Consider the following 15476-nt stretch of genomic DNA (forward strand, 5'->3'; position numbering starts at 1 on the left):
GATGAAAAAAATCGAATCATTCGTTTTGAATTTCCTTTTTAAGATTTCAACACAGCCCGTGCTTTTAAGAGATTTATTAGAAGCCAATGCTTTATTTAATGAAGGAATGCTAGTTGATCCTGCAAAATTGAATTATAAATTAAAAGTATTTAATTCTTATTTATTATATGCTTTTATTTGTCTTATTGTCTTAACACCACTTCTTGCAATTACACATTATCTTTTTACTCTTTTAGATTTTCACATTAGCATAATCAGTGCTATTGTTGTAACCTCTACTATTTTTATAGGCTATGATCTTTTCAAAATTTACACACGCAAACTTATTTCTAAAAAACTCATACAAAAAGCTTGGATGATCCATTTTCCTTGTTTTCCATATGAAAAATATTCAAATTTAGTTGAAAATATCTATAAGCAAGCCTTAAAGGAAGAAATTCCGAAAAATTCTTTAGAACAATATGTGTTGGAAAAAATCGTTCAAAATTCTTAAATCACTCCAAATAATCCAAAATTTGATTTTGAAACCGCATATTTTCTAAACGCCTTTTAAGTTCTTTATTTTCTTCATTTAATACTGCTTCTTGCGATCTTAAAACAGCAATATCGCGGCTTAAATAATAAATATTATTCCTTATATAAATTTGAGGTATAAAAACAACCAAAGAAAACATTAAAATCAAAAAAGAAAACAATAGATGATTTTTATTTAAATTTGCATCCTCTTTTGTAGCAATTTTATAACCCTCTAATAAAATATCTTTTGTTTGCAAGTTGCTTTCTTGATTATTTTGCTCCAAAGATAAATTTTCGATTCGTGTATCTGATTTTTCTTTATTTTGTTTTTGACTTTTATCTTGAAATTTTATTTTTGTATTTGCAATTTTTAAATCAGATATAAATTTCTTTTTGCATTTTAAACTAAGAAAATTCTTTAAATTTAAAGTCCTTTTTTCAATGAAATTTATCGGATTTTGTTTTTCTTTATTTGCTTGATTTTTAACATCTATTTTTTGTTTTTTAATCAATTTTAAATTTTTAATTTGAATTCTTGAAAAAACTTTTGATATCAAACCCTGTTTTTCTTCGAGTTTTACATTAATTAAATCTTCTTTTAAATAAATACTTGCTTTTTTTTGTGTATTTTGCGTATTTAAAGAATCCAAAAATTCATACTTGTGCTTTTGAGTTTTAATTCTTCTTTTTAAAATGTCATCGCTTTTTAAAGACTCTTCATCTTCTATATTATCGTAATTAGGCTTTTTACCTTCCTTGATCGCTCTTGAATACTGAAGCATTTTTTTGCGTATATTTTGCTTTTCTTTTAAAAACTCATCCTCAGTCATTATTACCCTAAAAATTGAAATACTCTCATTTTTGCACAACTCGAGCGTGAATTATAATATATTTCTTCTTTACTTGCAATTATAGCTTTTTTACTTAGAATTTTACCCAAACTATGATTATTCCCGCATTCACATTTAAGCGCCATCTCATGACAGATGCAATTTTTACTCCATTCTTTAAATGCATTTTTAATCATTCTATCTTCTAAAGAATGAAAGCTAATAATCGCTACTTTGCAGCCCTTTGGTTTTATTTTTTTTAATTTTTCTAAAAATTGCTTTAAAACTCCAAGCTCATTATTAACTTCTATACGAATGGCCTGAAAAACCAAAATCGCTTTTAAAACTTTCCTACCTTTAAAATACCCCTTTCCTATAATTTCAACCAATTCTTTTGCCGTCGTTATTTCTTTATTTAAACGCGCTTTACATATCTTTTGTGCTATGATTTCTGCTTCATTTTCCAATTCACCATATTCTAAAAAAATATGCCGTAATTTTTCTTTAGAATAAGAATTTACAACCATCTTAGCATCTAATGTCGTACTTTTATCCATTCGCATATCCAAAAAATCAGAATCAAGAGCAAAACCGCGTTCATTATAATCTAGCTGCAAGGAAGAAACACCAATGTCTGCTAAAATACCCTTTAAATTATTCGTATCGATTTTATCCAAAATATCACAAAAATTACTTTTTATAATTTGCACTCTTTGCGAAAAATCTGCTAACTTTTTCTTAGAAAATTCCAAAGCCATTTCGTCTTGATCACAAGCATACAAATAGAGTTTAGGATAATGCTTTAAAAGCTCATAACTATGTCCTGCATAGCCTAAAGTACAATCTAAAAATACACCTTCATTAAGATCGGAAAATATATTTAAAACTTCATTTAATAAAACAGGAATATGTGGACTTTGCAAAAAATCAACCTTGTTTAAGTTTTGAAATTCAAATTATATAGTATGGATTTTAGAATTTCTATTAAATTTTACATATTTTCGCAAATTCTTAGCTAAAATTAAACTGCAATTAACACTTTTTAAGATAGAATTTTAAGTTTATAAAAAATACAAGGAAAATTATGATTACTTGGATGCAACGCCATAAGAAATATCTTGTTGTAACTATCTGGATTAGTGCAATAGCTTTTGTTGGAGCTGGATTCGTAAGCTGGGGAGCTTATGATTTTAACTTAAACCGTAGTTCATCTGTAGCTCTTGTAGGAGAAGAGCCAATTAAAATTAAAGAATTTGAAAATAGATATCAAAATTTATATAGAACACGCAATGCTATTTACGAAGGGGCTTTGACTCCAGAGCGCGCAAAAGCCGAAAAACTTGATCTTATCGCCTTAAATAATCTTATTGAAGACAAACTTTTACTTTCTTTTGCTAAGGATTTAGGTTTAAGCGTTAGCGAAGAAGAAATCATTCAAACCCTAAGCACAAAACAAGAATTTCAAAACGAAAAAGGACAATTTGATAAAAATTTATACTATAAACTCTTAGAGCTTAATCAAATGAAAGCAAAGGAATTTGAGGCTTATTTAGCAAATGATATTTTACTTCAAAAATTAGCCCAAATTTTTAATATAAAATCTAGCGATGAAGAGCTTAAAATGATTACCTCTAGTTTTTATATGCAAGATATTTTGAGCATTGACGTTATTAATGCAAATTACAACAATATTACTTTAGATGAAGAAAAATTAAAACCTACTTGGGAAAAATATAAAAATAATTTTACCACACAAAAAAGCTATGAAATTTCAACTTATTTTGTAAAAAATGATGAAATATCATACAATGAAGAAACCTTGAAACAATTTTATGAAAAAAACAAGCACAACTACAAAGACTTTAATGATAAAATTTTAAGCTTTGAACTTGCTATAGAAGATGTAAAAAAAGACTATGCATTAGAAGCAACCAAAACAAAGGCTAATCAAAATTATGTAGCTTTAAGAAAAAATGAGCTTAATTTTCAAAATGATCTTAATATTACCCAAGAGAATACAGAATTTCCAATTGAGCAACTTGACAAAGCAAAAAACCAAGATATATTAAAACCTTTTGTTTACAAAGAAGGTTATATGATAGTTCGAGTTAATACTATTAATCCCGCAAGAGTTAAAACCTACGAAGAAGCCAAAGAAGAGCTTGTTCCCATATTTAAACAAGAACAAGCAATGCTAAAATTAGAAGAACAAGCTAAACAAGCTTTAGAAAATTTTAATGGAAAAAATATAGGAACAGTAAGCAGAGACACGCAAAGGGACGCAAGAAGAGTTGGCAATGAAATTATGGATGATGCTGAATTTAGTATTTTCTTAATGAATGTTTTTAACTCGAAAGAAAACAAAGGCTATGTTTTACTTCCAAATAAAGCTATACTTTATAAAATCAATAACCAAAAATTATTCAATGAAAACAAACTCGCAGAAAATAAAACAATGCTAGAAAATGCACTAAAAATCGTCAAAGAAGAACAAATTAAAAAAGACTTAATCATACAATTAAGAAAAAAATATCCTATTGAAATTTACTACAAAGGGAGTGAATCTTGAATATCTTAGGAATTGATTTAGGCTCAACACAAACTTGTGCAATCTTGGCACAAAAAGATGAAGAAGGTTTAAAAGTTGTTGGCTTTGGGAAAGCTAAAACTAACGGTGTAAAAAAAGGTGCAATTACCAATATAGAACTTGCTTCTAAATCCATAGAAGAAGCAGTAAAAAATGCTCAAATGATGTCAGGACTCCACTATGATAGAGTTGTAGTTTCTATCTCAGGAGCTTATGCAAAAAGTGTTGATAGTGTTGGTGTTGTAAATATCCCAAATCATGAAATAGGCATACATGAAATTCACCGTGCTGTTATTACCGCAAAGCATACAGCCAATCTTCCAAGCGGATATGATATCATCCATGTTTTGCCTTATAATTTCAAAGTCAACGATCTTGAACATGTAGATGATCCTTTGGGAATGAGCGGAAACCGTTTAGAAGTTTCAACTCATATTGTTATTTCGCAAGAATCACATATTAAAAACCTTAGAAAAGCCGTTGAACTTGCAGACTTAAGAGTGGATAATATTGTTTTATCTGGCTATGCATCAGCAATTGCGTGCTTAGATGAAAGCGAAAAAGAATTGGGCGCTGTACTTATTGATATGGGTGGAGCAATCTGCGATATGGTAGTTCATGCAGGAAATTCTATAAGATATAATGAATGCCTTCCAATAGGTTCAATAAATATCACTCAAGATCTTTCCATAGCCTTGCATACACCATTAAAAGAAGCGGAAAAAATCAAGCTTAATTATGCAAATTTAAGCCAACAAGCAAATTCTCTTATTAAGGTTCCTGCAATGGGAGATGAAAAAAGAGTTAATGATGTTACTATTGATGTTGTTTCTAATGTAATTTACGCAAGAACAGAAGAAACCTTAATGATACTTGCAAAAATGTTAAGCGACAATCACTACGCTAATAACATAGGAGCGGGCATAGTATTAACAGGTGGAATGACAAAATTAGCCGGTTTGGATGAGTTGGCTCCTGCTATTTTCGATAATAAATCAGTAAGACTTGCAAGTGCTAGAAAAGATTTGATTATGGGTTTTGGTGAAATTTTTAGTGATCCTGAAAACACTTGCGCTATAGGATTATGCCTTTATGGAGCAGGATTTTTTACTCCTTATGAGCTAGATTCTAACGAGAAATTGCGCTACAAAGGTGAACCGGAAAATATCAATAAACAAATCAAACAAGAATTAATTATTTCCCCAGAAATTAATCAAGATGAAACAAAAATTGAATTTTCTGATGAAATTGGTCCAGAAAATGATACAATAACAAGCAAAGAGCAATTAAAAATCAACCACAACGATAAAGAAAAACAACCTAATGTCTTTTCAAAGCTGTGGAATAAAATAACAAATCAATTCTAAATAGGAGATCAAATGAGCGAATTTTCAGTTGAAGAAATGCAGCACACAAAAGGTGCAAAAATTAAAGTAATAGGCTGTGGTGGTGGTGGTGGAAATATGATAAACCACATGATAAAAATGGGACTTAACGATCTTGATCTCATTGCAGCCAATACCGATGCTCAAGCGATATCAAATTCTTTAGCAAAAACAAAAATTCAATTAGGAGAAAAGAAAACAAAAGGACTAGGTGCTGGTATGCTTCCTGAAATAGGTGCTGAAAGCGCTAGAGAAAGTTTTGAAGAAATCAAAGCTAGTCTTAGTCAAAGCGATATTGTCTTTATTGCTTCAGGATTTGGCGGTGGCACTGGAACAGGTGCAACTCCTATCATAGCTCAAGCAGCGAAAGAAATTGGCGCCCTAACCGTTTCTGTGATTACCATGCCTTTTTCTTTTGAAGGAAAACAAAGAAAAAAACTTGCTGAAAATGGTTTAGCTGAACTTAAAAAGGAAAGCGATTCTATCCTTGTTATTCAAAACGAAAAACTTTTAAGCATTATTGATAAAAAAGCAGGGATTAAGGATGCTTTTAAACTTGTAGATGATATTTTAGCACGTGCTGTAAAAGGCATGGTTTCTATACTTTTAGACAATGGCGATATTAATGTTGACTTTGCTGATGTTAGAACAATCATGAGTCATCGCGGACTTGCTCTTATGGGTGTAGGAAGCGCAAATGGGGAAAATGCCATCGAAGAAGCTTTATCAAATGCCATTCATTCTCCTTTACTTGATGGTATGGATATTAAAGGCGCAAGAGGGGTAATTTTGCATTTTAAAACAAGTTCTAATTGTTCTTTAATAGAAATTTCAGCTGCTGCAGCTAGCATAGAAGAAATCGTTGATGAAAATGCAAAAATCATTTTTGGTTCTACAACCGATGATAGCATGGAAGATAGGGTTGAAGTAACTATCATTGCTACAGGTTTTGAAGATAAAAGCGAAAATTCAGAAAAACATTCATTAAAAGAAGAAAATGCTGAAAAAAATACCAGCTATCTGAATAGCTTTAAAAAAGCTAGTGGTGGTTTTGATGAGGAAGTGGTTAATCATTTGGAAACCCCTGCTTTTTTACGCCGCCAAATGGATTAATTAAAAAGGCTTTATCGCCTTTTTAATTTTCTAAAACATTAAAATTCTCAATTTCATTTCTTATTTTTTCAAGCTTTTGTTCATCAACTTTCTCGCCTTTAACCTTTGCTATGCTTAATTTTAAATTTTCAAGCATATTGCTTTTAAGCTCTTCTTATCTAGGGCTTTGATATTAAAATTCACTTTTTGCTCTTGCAAATCTTGTAAGGTATGAATTTTTCAATGCCTTTTAAAGCACCAAAGCGAGTTTTTTGCTCATTATAATTATCAGCAAGCAAGACAACAGGTATACCCATAGCCGTACAAGGGCTAGCACAATGCAAAGCAATTGCAATGACTAATTTTGCTTCATTTTCATATCTTTTCAGCAAAGCCTTTATTTGCTCATAAAATTCTTTTTCGTTAGCCAAAGCACTTCTAACGCCTTTTTGGTTAATCCGCTCAGCATTTTGGAGTAATTCCTTAGGTAAATATTACAAATAACTATCTGGGACATTGACCAAAAAAACTTTATTTTGCAAATTTGTAGTTTTTCTTTTTGGCAAAGTAAGAATTAAGCAGCACGACAAATAAGATTTTAAACCTAAATTTTTACAAAAATCCAAAGTAAAGTCATCTCTGCAGCCTATTTCCTTATCTTTAAAATGCTCTGGATTTATAGCTAAAAATTGTCTTAAAAAATTTTATGTTCCACCTGTAAAATGCGTTGCAATAAAAACGCTTAAAACACTTGAGTTAGGTATGAAAGATTTTTTCCTTGCAAAATAGGCTTGCATAATTGCAATACCCCCCCCCCATTATAAAAGGAAAAATTATCACGATCAAAAAATTCATAAGTGAAATTTTGCTCTATTTTATCAAGAGCCTTTTTTACAGCAAAAGTTTGAACATAATCACCCAAATTTCTAAAGCTACTTCTGATATGATCGCTATATTCAAAAAGTATATAATGAGAAAGATTGCTCGTTTTTGGCAGAGTTTGTCTTTGAGAAAGAAATTCCAAAGTTCTTGCCATTTCCATATTTGCTAAACTTGCTTGGATATCTCGAATTCTTTTATCCACAAGTTCAATTTGGGCTTTTAAAGCCTTTATTTCTTCTTTATTTTCGCCCAAACACTCTTGAAATTTTTGCGAATTTTGACTTTGTTCTTCTTTTAAAGAAATCATTTCTTTTGATATGGGCTTAATTTCTTACATCAAAGGCTTAAATTCCTTTAAAGCGCGCGAAATACCTGTAATGTATTTATCTCTCAATTCCATTAATTTTTTCTTCATTCTTATCCTTTAAAATCTAAATTTTCATATTCTTTACCAATAAAAATTTTTCCCTCTTTTTCAACAACTGGTCTTTTTATCGTGCTTAAATTTGACATAACGATTTTTTTTAATTCCTCTTTATCCAAAGTTTGAATTTTTTCCTTATTTAAACCCAGTTTTTTAGCACTTGTTCCAGCACTATTAATAAGCTCTATAAAACTTCTCTTTTCAAGCCAAGAATTTAAGATACTCTCATCAATTTTTTTAATATCTAAAAATTCAAAGCCAATACCTTTATTTTTAAAAAATTCAAGTCCTTTTTGGACGCTATTGCAATTTTTAATACCATAAATTTTTATCATACTCTAGCCTTTTTTACTAAATCTGCAATCAAAAATGCAAGCTCTAAAGCCTGATCTGCATTTAATCTTGGATCACACTGGGTCTCATAACGCTCATTTAAGCTTTCTTGAGTAATATTAAAACTTCCGCCAACACATTCTGTTACATCTTGTCCAGTCATTTCCAAATGTACGCCACCAGGATAAAAGCCCTCGCTCATAGAAATTTCAAAAAACATTCTTACTTCTTGCATCACTTTTTCAAATTCGCGTGTTTTAAACTTCCCTGCTTTGACTGTGTTTCCATGCATTGGATCTATACTATAAATGATATTTAAACCTTCTTTTTTAAGCTCTTTATAAAGCGAAGTTAAACCAGAGGCGATTTTATCTGCACCCATTCTTATGATGATATTTAGTCTGCCTTCTTCATTATTTGGATTTAAAGCCTGCGAAAGTTTTATGATGTCTTGTGCTGTTGCATTGGGGCCGATTTTCACTCCTATAGGATTTTTAACCCCGCTTAAAAAATGCACATGTGCTTCATCTACATCACGAGTTCGCTCACCTATCCAAAGCATATGAGCTGAACAATCATAAATTTCATTTGTCAAGCTATCTACCCTTGTTAAAGCTTCTTCATAAGGTAAAAGCAAAGCTTCGTGCGAAGTATAAAATGCCGTTTGTCTAAGACTTGGGATATTATGAGAACTAAGCCCGCAAGCTTCCATAAAGGCTAATGCTTGAGTGATTTGCTCACTTAAAGCATCGTATTTATTGGCCAATTCTTTTTTATTTAAAAAACCCAAATTCCAACGATGCACTTCGTGCAAATCCGCTAAACCTCCATTAGCAAAGCCCCTAAGTAAATTCAGTGTAGTTGCACTTTGATAGTAAGCTTCTAACATTCTTTTAGGATCAGCCACTCTAGCTTGCTCACTAAATTCAAAACCGTTGATGATATCGCCTCTATAACTTGGAAGTTTTTTTCCATCAATTTCTTCATAATCAGAACTTCTTGGTTTAGCAAATTGCCCCGCCATACGACCAACTTTGACTATAGGACAGCCTCCAGCAAAAGTTAAAACTATAGCCATTTGCAACAATACCTTAAACATATCTCTAATATTAACTGCTCCAAAATTTGCAAAACTTTCAGCACAATCGCCCCCTTGAAGCAAAAAGGCTTGTTTGCGCGAAACCTTAGTTAGATCTTCTTTTAAATTTCTTACCTCACCTGCAAAAACCAAAGGTGGCAATTTTTCCAACTTATCTAAAGTATTTTGAAGTTCTATGGCATTAGGATAAATAGGCTGTTGTTTGATATTATAATTTTTCCAAGAATCTTTTTTCCAAGTCATTTTTCATCCTTAAATATATTTATAATAAAGAATTGATTGTATTAAAAAAAATATTATCAAATACTTAAGTTTCTAAGTCCTGCGATACAAATTCCTTCTCTTAAACCCTCATCAATAACTATAAATTTTTGCCTATTATAAAGAGCATAAAAAAGAAAACACCCCGCAACAAGATAATTTTTTCGGTTTTTTCCAACCCAAATTTGAGCTTTATGTTCTGGCATATGCCAAAGTTTTATCCCGTAATTTAAAAAATCTTGCAAGAAAATTTTTTTTCCATTAATTCTACTCGCTTGATAATTTTCGTAACTCATTTTCATTTTCATCGAAAGCAAACTTGTGGGAAGTCCAGAATTTAACACTATGTTTTTTCCTTTAAACTTACTTAAATGTCTTTGAGCGTGCATAACTTCATCAAAAGCTAAAAATGCAAGTTTTTTAAGCATTTTGTCTTTAATTAAAAAATGTAAAATAAATTTTTTATCCCTACTTTTATTTAGAGTATTTTTTTTGAATTTTTCTAACATTTTTTTGGAAAAATTTAAATGATTTGAGAAGGAATTTGTTTTATTTCTAATAGCTTTTTCATAAAAAGTAATGATGCCAAATTCAAAACTTCTAAATAGCTCATCAAAAGAAAGCTCACAAGATCCACCACCTAAATCACAAAAAGCCTTTTGTTTGCTTGAAATATTTAATTTTCTCAAACCCTCTTTCATACCTAAAATACTAAGTTTTGCTTCTGTTTTTTCGTCAATGATTTTAATTTTTAGCCCAAATTCTTCCCAAATTTCTTTGCAAATTTCACTGGCATTTTTTGCTTTTCGAAAAGCAGCTGTTGCGCAGACCTTAGCATTTTTTAAATCATAACCCTTTATAAGCAAATCTTTTAAAGCATTTTTTAAATTTAAAATAGCCTCAGAGCCTATATTACTACTTTTGTTAAGATCTTTAGCAGCACCTATAATATATTCAACTTCTTTGATTTTATTGAAATTTTCATCCATCAAAACAGCACGCAAAGTATTAGAACCAAGATCAATTCCAAGCATTATTATCCCTAAAAAGCAAATTTTTTAAGTATAATAGCATAAAATATTTCAAGGATGTTTAAATGCTTTTAGGGGTAAATATAGATCATATTGCAGTTTTAAGAGAAGCAAGAAAAGTAGATGATCCCAATGTATTAGAAGCGGCTTTGCTTTGTGCAAATTTATGTGATCAAATCACACTTCATGTTAGAGAAGACAGACGCCATACCAATGAAAAAGATTTAGAAAATATTTTAAATTTTTGCAAAAATATAGTTAATTTAGAATGCTCCAGTGATGAAAAGATGATAGAGCTTGCCTGCAAATTTAAACCCCATAGAATTACTTTAGTTCCAGAAAAAAGAGAAGAACTTACTACCGAAGGTGGATTAAACCTTGAAAATGCAAAGCTTAAAACCGCTATTAAAAAATTAAAACAACAAAAAATAGAACTTTCCCTTTTCATTGATCCAAATTTAGAAGATGTAAAAAAAGCATCTTATTTGGGTGCTGATTTTATCGAACTTCACACAGGACATTTTGCCAATTTATATAATGCTTTATTTAGCAATATTTTAAAAACACCTTATGCAATAAAAGAGCTTGATTTGCCTCGCACACAATTAGAAGAAAAATTCAAATTAGAACTTGAAAAGCTAGCAAATAGTGCTAAATTAGCCCATGAGTTGAAGCTTAAAGTTGCCGCAGGACATGGGCTAAATTATAAAAATGTAAAATACATCACACAAATTACTGAAATTTGCGAGCTTAATATTGGGCAAAGTATTGTAGCAAGATCTATTTTTGTAGGCTTAGAGCGTGCAATTTTAGAAATGAAAGCCTTAATTAATGAAAACTAAAATTGCCATTAGCATTGGAGATCTAAACGGCATTGGCATTGAAATTCTTTTAAGAGCGCATAAAAAAATTTCCAAATTTTGCACACCTTATTATTTTATCCATGAAAATTTATACTATCGAGCCTGTAAAAAGCTGAATTTAAAAACCAAAAAACTCAGACTTGTAAGTTTTGAAAATGCAAAAGATATTTCTTTAAAAAAGGATAAAAAGTCATATTTGCTTTCATTTCATAGTCCTTTAATTTCTAAAGTCAATAGTAATTTTAATATCCAAGCAGGCAAAATTGATGCAAAGAGCGGGATGTATTCTTTTTTAAGCTTTCAAGCGGCCTGTAATTTTGTAAATTCTAATTTAGCTCATGGTCTAGTGACTCTACCTATCCATAAAAAAGCTTGGCAATTGGCTGATTTAAATTTCAAAGGCCATACCGATGCTCTAAGGGCTTTTTATAAAAAAAATGCCATTATGATGCTTGGATGTGAAAAACTTTATGTAGGACTATTTAGCGAACATATCCCCTTAAAAGAAGTTAGTTCTTGCATTGAATTTAAACAACTTGGCCGTTTTTTATGTGATTTTTATCTACAAACGCGTTTTAAAAAAATAGGTGTTTTGGGTTTTAATCCCCATGCTGGAGATTATGGTGCCATAGGCGGAAAAGAAGAAATTATCATCACAAAAGCCATAAAATTTAGCAATGCGTATTTGAATTTTTTATTTTCACCTAAAGAAGAACAAAGCAATTTTTTAAAAACCTATAAGATAGACTTAAAACCAAAATTTGAATTATTTTTAGAAAACAAAAAACTAAGACAAGAACTTTGCAAAAAATTTACAAAAAAAGAATTTTTTATCCCCTATCCTTTGGTAAGCGATACCGCATTTACAAAAAATTCCCTAAAAAGATGCAACCGACTTGTTTGCATGTATCATGATTTAGCACTTGCTCCCTTAAAGGCTTTGTATTTTGAAAATAGTGTTAATATTAGCTTAAATTTGCCAATTATTCGCACAAGTGTTGATCATGGAACTGCCTTTGATATCGCTTATAAAAATAAAAAAATAAATATTCAAAGTTACATTCAAGCGGTTAAATCAGCTGTGAAATTTGCCAAACTTAAGAAGAAAAACTATATAATGGAAAACTGAAATTTATTTAAAGGCTTTATTTTGTCAAAAGATAATCTTATTGCATTGTTTGTTTTTGTTATCAGCGTAGTTTGCTTTTCTATATGGGGTTATAATTATATCAGCGGAAATTACCTATTGCTTTTTGCTTTAGCGGGGGTATTTGGGATTTTTATGGCGTTTAATATTGGGGGTAACGATGTTGCAAATTCTTTTGGCACAAGTGTTGGCGCAAAAACCGTTACTATCAAACAAGCTCTAATCATCGCAGCGGTTTTTGAATTAAGCGGAGCAATATTTGCTGGTGGCGAAGTTACTAAAACTATACGCAGTGGCATTGTTGTTTTTCCAAATGACTTAAACCCAATGCTATTTGTCATCATTATGCTTTCAGCGTTGCTTAGTTCAGGAGTTTGGATATTTGTTGCTACAAAAAAAGGCTTACCTGTTTCAACCACACATAGTATAGTTGGAGGTATAGTTGGAGCTAGTATTATGATGGGAATATTTCAATTCAGCGGTGCACAAACTTTACAAATGGTCAATTGGAATGAGATTATAAAAATCATTCTAAGCTGGATTATTTCTCCTCTTTTAGGCGGAATAGTTGCCTACTTGATTTATTCTTACATTCATAAAAACATACTTAAGCCTTCAGAAATCATTGATGACACTTTAAGAATTTTTAAAAAAAATAAAAAATATTTCAAAGATCAATATTTTAATAATCTTAAACAAAAAACATACGAAGAACAAATTCAAGAATTAAGTGCCATTGTTCTAGACGAGGATGAAACCCAAAGTTTTTACAAAAACAAACTTAAGGAATTTAAAGAAAAAGAAAGAAATATTGATGCCTTTTCAGCTTTAAGAAAACACATTCCTGTTGTAGGATGCGTCGGAGCAATGATTATTGCTTCGATGTTTTTATTTAAAGGCCTTAATAAGGTGAGTACCTTAGACATAGTGCAAAATACTTGGATAATTTTTATTATAGGCACTATTACTTATATTGTTACTTATGCCATTATTAAAATTGTTAAAAAAACAGAATTAAATAAAACCATAGACAGAATTTTTTCTTGGTTTCAAATTTTTACCGCTTCGAGCTTTGCTTTTTCTCACGGCGCTAATGATATTGCAAATGCCTTAGGACCTTTTGCTGCAATCTTGGATGTATTAAAAAATCAAACCATAAATCCTACTTCTCCAGTTCCTTTAGCTGTTCTTATTATGTTTGGGGTATCTTTGGTTATTGGACTTTGGTTTCTAGGTAAAGAAGTTATTGCAACAGTGGGTTCAAAACTTGCAGAAATCAAGCCAACAACAGGTTTTAGCGCAGAACTTGGTGCTAGCATAGTTATACTTTTAGCCACTCAACTTGGAATTCCTGTTAGCTCAACACATATTTTAATCGGTGCAATTTTAGGCATAGGTTTTTATAACAAAAATGCTAATTGGAGCATGATGAAACCTATAGGTTTAGCATGGGTAATTACCTTGCCAGCTGCTGGCTTGATGGCCGCTTTTGTTTTTATGGTATTTAAATTTATTCTAGGAATCTAATTTTCCTAGTTAAATTTTTAATTTCATCTTTTCTTTAACAAAAGCCAAAAGTTCATTTTTAGCTTTTGTAATATCATTGGTATCAAGTTTAAAATCAACTCTACTTGGTTTTTTATAAACCTTATCATAATATTCTAAAAGCATGGCTATTAATTTTTGCCATTGTTCTTTTTTATAAGCCTGCAATAAATCTAAGCGAAAATTCATACTGATATAAGGACTGATGCGTCTTATGCATTCTTGAAATTTAGCCTCATTTATTCTTGCTTTATAAAAATGTTCTATGCGCATAATGCGATTTTCCAAAGAACAAAAACAATGAATTTTATAGGCATTACACATACTTTCATATAGTTTTAAAGGCAAAATAATATTGCCAATTTTACGACTCTCGCTTTCTATAAAAGCATATTGTTTAATTTTTGAAATTTGTTCAAACAACCTAGCTTCAAAAGCTTTTTGAGTAGGCTGATCTCCTAAAATATCACCAAAAGAAGAACCTAAGTGATTAGCCATTTTTTCTAAATCAATCGCATTAGGTAGAAGCCTTAAAAGCTCGGTTTTGCCACTTCCTGTATTGCCGCAAAGAGAAAATAAATCAAAATATAAAGGTTGAACAAAACTTTCATTTAAAAAAGCTCTATATGCTTTAAATCCTCCTTTTAAACGGACTACCCTATAACCAAGCTCACTTAAAATCACCGCGATAGACTTAGAACGTAATCCTCCATGAGCGCAGTAAATTCCTATCTTAGATCCAATGTGAAAATGCTTAGTTAATTTCGGAATATGTTTTGCCATATTTGCACAAATATACTGTGCGCCTTTTGACTTGGCTAAAGCTTGATTTTTTCGATATAAAATTCCTACCTCTTGATGCTCTAAATTGTTTAAGGCATAAAAATTTAAAGCATTAGGCAAATGCGAATGATGAAATTCATTAGGACTTCTTGCATCGATCAAAAGATCAAATTGATGCTTTTTAAATTCCAAAAAATCACTATCACTTAGCACAAATATTCTTTATAAGCTTGTTTGATTTGTAAATAAATTTTTCCTAAATCCTTACCGCAAACCCTTGTCTGTGCAATAGTTGTAATAAAATTTGTATCACCAGCCCAACGCGGTACTAAATGATAATGGCAATGTGGAGCAATCCCTGCTCCTGCTTGTTCGCCTAAATTCATACCAATATTAACACCTTTTGCGTGCAAAGTCTGTTTTAAAATCTTTACCCCAAACCTTACCATAGATGAAATTTCTTGCCAAGCTTCCTCGCTTAAATCTTCAATATTTTCCAAATGCTCGTAAGGAATAACCATGAAATGACCAGGACTATAAGGATAAAGATTCATTATCCCAAAGCAATATTTTTTTCTAAAAATTACTCCGCGTTCCTCATCTTTATCTAGCTCTTTACTGACCGAGCAAAAAGGACACAAATCATTGTTTTTGCTTTTAAAATATTCACTTCTCCACGGCGCGTGTAAATACTGCAT

The 15476-nt window shown here is 30.8% G+C and carries 16 protein-coding genes; 7 read left to right on the forward strand and 9 right to left on the reverse strand.

Going from position 1 to position 15476, the window contains the following annotated elements:
- Position 1: 1 nt before the first annotated feature.
- On the forward strand, positions 2-493 hold the full coding sequence (locus AAH949_RS06575) for a hypothetical protein (RefSeq protein WP_348518291.1): 492 nt from the start codon (positions 2-4) through the stop codon (positions 491-493).
- Between the two features lies 1 nt (position 494).
- Here AAH949_RS06575 and AAH949_RS06580 read toward each other — a convergent pair whose 3' ends face one another.
- Positions 495-1346, reverse strand: a complete 852-nt coding sequence (locus tag AAH949_RS06580; RefSeq protein ID WP_348518292.1) for a hypothetical protein — start codon at positions 1344-1346, stop codon at positions 495-497.
- A gap of 2 nt (positions 1347-1348) precedes the next feature.
- The gene (gene rsmH, locus AAH949_RS06585) at positions 1349-2269 is read right to left on the reverse strand and encodes a 16S rRNA (cytosine(1402)-N(4))-methyltransferase RsmH (RefSeq protein WP_348518293.1); all 921 of its coding nucleotides are present in this window, start codon (positions 2267-2269) and stop codon (positions 1349-1351) included.
- A 161-nt stretch (positions 2270-2430) separates the two neighbouring features.
- Between rsmH and AAH949_RS06590 the strand changes: the two genes are divergently transcribed.
- The 3 genes from AAH949_RS06590 to ftsZ are packed head-to-tail and all read left to right on the forward strand — an operon-like array spanning position 2431 to position 6431.
- The gene (locus tag AAH949_RS06590; RefSeq protein ID WP_348518294.1) at positions 2431-3915 is read left to right on the forward strand and encodes a peptidylprolyl isomerase; all 1485 of its coding nucleotides are present in this window, start codon (positions 2431-2433) and stop codon (positions 3913-3915) included.
- Positions 3912-5300: a cell division protein FtsA gene (gene ftsA / locus AAH949_RS06595; protein WP_348518295.1), complete on the forward strand. Its 1389-nt coding sequence runs from the start codon at positions 3912-3914 to the stop codon at positions 5298-5300. The genes AAH949_RS06590 and ftsA overlap by 4 nt, the downstream gene beginning before the upstream one ends.
- Positions 5301-5312: 12 nt before the next feature.
- Positions 5313-6431: a cell division protein FtsZ gene (gene ftsZ, locus AAH949_RS06600; protein WP_348518296.1), complete on the forward strand. Its 1119-nt coding sequence runs from the start codon at positions 5313-5315 to the stop codon at positions 6429-6431.
- Between the two features lie 179 nt (positions 6432-6610).
- On the opposite strand, the gene AAH949_RS06605 is transcribed toward ftsZ, so the two are convergent.
- From AAH949_RS06605 to AAH949_RS06625, 5 genes are all read right to left on the reverse strand, one after another.
- Complete coding sequence (locus AAH949_RS06605; RefSeq protein WP_348518297.1) at positions 6611-6841, reverse strand: hypothetical protein; 231 nt, start codon at positions 6839-6841, stop codon at positions 6611-6613.
- A 311-nt stretch (positions 6842-7152) separates the two neighbouring features.
- Entirely contained in the window at positions 7153-7599 is a 447-nt protein-coding gene (locus tag AAH949_RS06610) for a hypothetical protein (protein WP_348518298.1), read from the reverse strand.
- A gap of 110 nt (positions 7600-7709) precedes the next feature.
- Entirely contained in the window at positions 7710-8048 is a 339-nt protein-coding gene (locus AAH949_RS06615) for an ArsC/Spx/MgsR family protein (RefSeq protein WP_348519148.1), read from the reverse strand.
- Positions 8048-9391 carry a 3-deoxy-7-phosphoheptulonate synthase class II gene (locus AAH949_RS06620; protein ID WP_348518299.1) on the reverse strand — a complete coding sequence of 448 codons (1344 nt, stop codon included), beginning with the start codon at positions 9389-9391 and terminating at the stop codon, positions 8048-8050. Before AAH949_RS06620 ends, AAH949_RS06615 begins: the two co-directional genes overlap by 1 nt.
- 56 nt (positions 9392-9447) lie before the next feature.
- On the reverse strand, positions 9448-10443 hold the full coding sequence (locus tag AAH949_RS06625; protein WP_348518300.1) for a Ppx/GppA family phosphatase: 996 nt from the start codon (positions 10441-10443) through the stop codon (positions 9448-9450).
- A 62-nt stretch (positions 10444-10505) separates the two neighbouring features.
- Between AAH949_RS06625 and AAH949_RS06630 the strand changes: the two genes are divergently transcribed.
- Genes AAH949_RS06630 through AAH949_RS06640 form a run of 3 tightly spaced genes read left to right on the forward strand, consistent with a single transcriptional unit; the run spans position 10506 to position 13977 of the window.
- On the forward strand, positions 10506-11282 hold the full coding sequence (locus AAH949_RS06630; protein ID WP_348518301.1) for a pyridoxine 5'-phosphate synthase: 777 nt from the start codon (positions 10506-10508) through the stop codon (positions 11280-11282).
- Positions 11272-12432, forward strand: a complete 1161-nt coding sequence (gene pdxA, locus AAH949_RS06635) for a 4-hydroxythreonine-4-phosphate dehydrogenase (RefSeq protein ID WP_348518302.1) — start codon at positions 11272-11274, stop codon at positions 12430-12432. The genes AAH949_RS06630 and pdxA overlap by 11 nt, the downstream gene beginning before the upstream one ends.
- A gap of 21 nt (positions 12433-12453) precedes the next feature.
- Positions 12454-13977: an inorganic phosphate transporter gene (locus AAH949_RS06640; RefSeq protein ID WP_348518303.1), complete on the forward strand. Its 1524-nt coding sequence runs from the start codon at positions 12454-12456 to the stop codon at positions 13975-13977.
- 9 nt (positions 13978-13986) lie between these two features.
- On the opposite strand, the gene mnmH is transcribed toward AAH949_RS06640, so the two are convergent.
- On the reverse strand, positions 13987-14991 hold the full coding sequence (mnmH, locus tag AAH949_RS06645; RefSeq protein WP_348518304.1) for a tRNA 2-selenouridine(34) synthase MnmH: 1005 nt from the start codon (positions 14989-14991) through the stop codon (positions 13987-13989).
- Positions 14985-15476, reverse strand: a complete 492-nt coding sequence (locus tag AAH949_RS06650; RefSeq protein ID WP_348518305.1) for an HIT domain-containing protein — start codon at positions 15474-15476, stop codon at positions 14985-14987. The genes mnmH and AAH949_RS06650 overlap by 7 nt, the downstream gene beginning before the upstream one ends.

This window comes from Campylobacter sp. CCS1377 (genome assembly GCF_040008265.1).
In the GTDB taxonomy this organism is placed as follows: domain Bacteria; phylum Campylobacterota; class Campylobacteria; order Campylobacterales; family Campylobacteraceae; genus Campylobacter_D.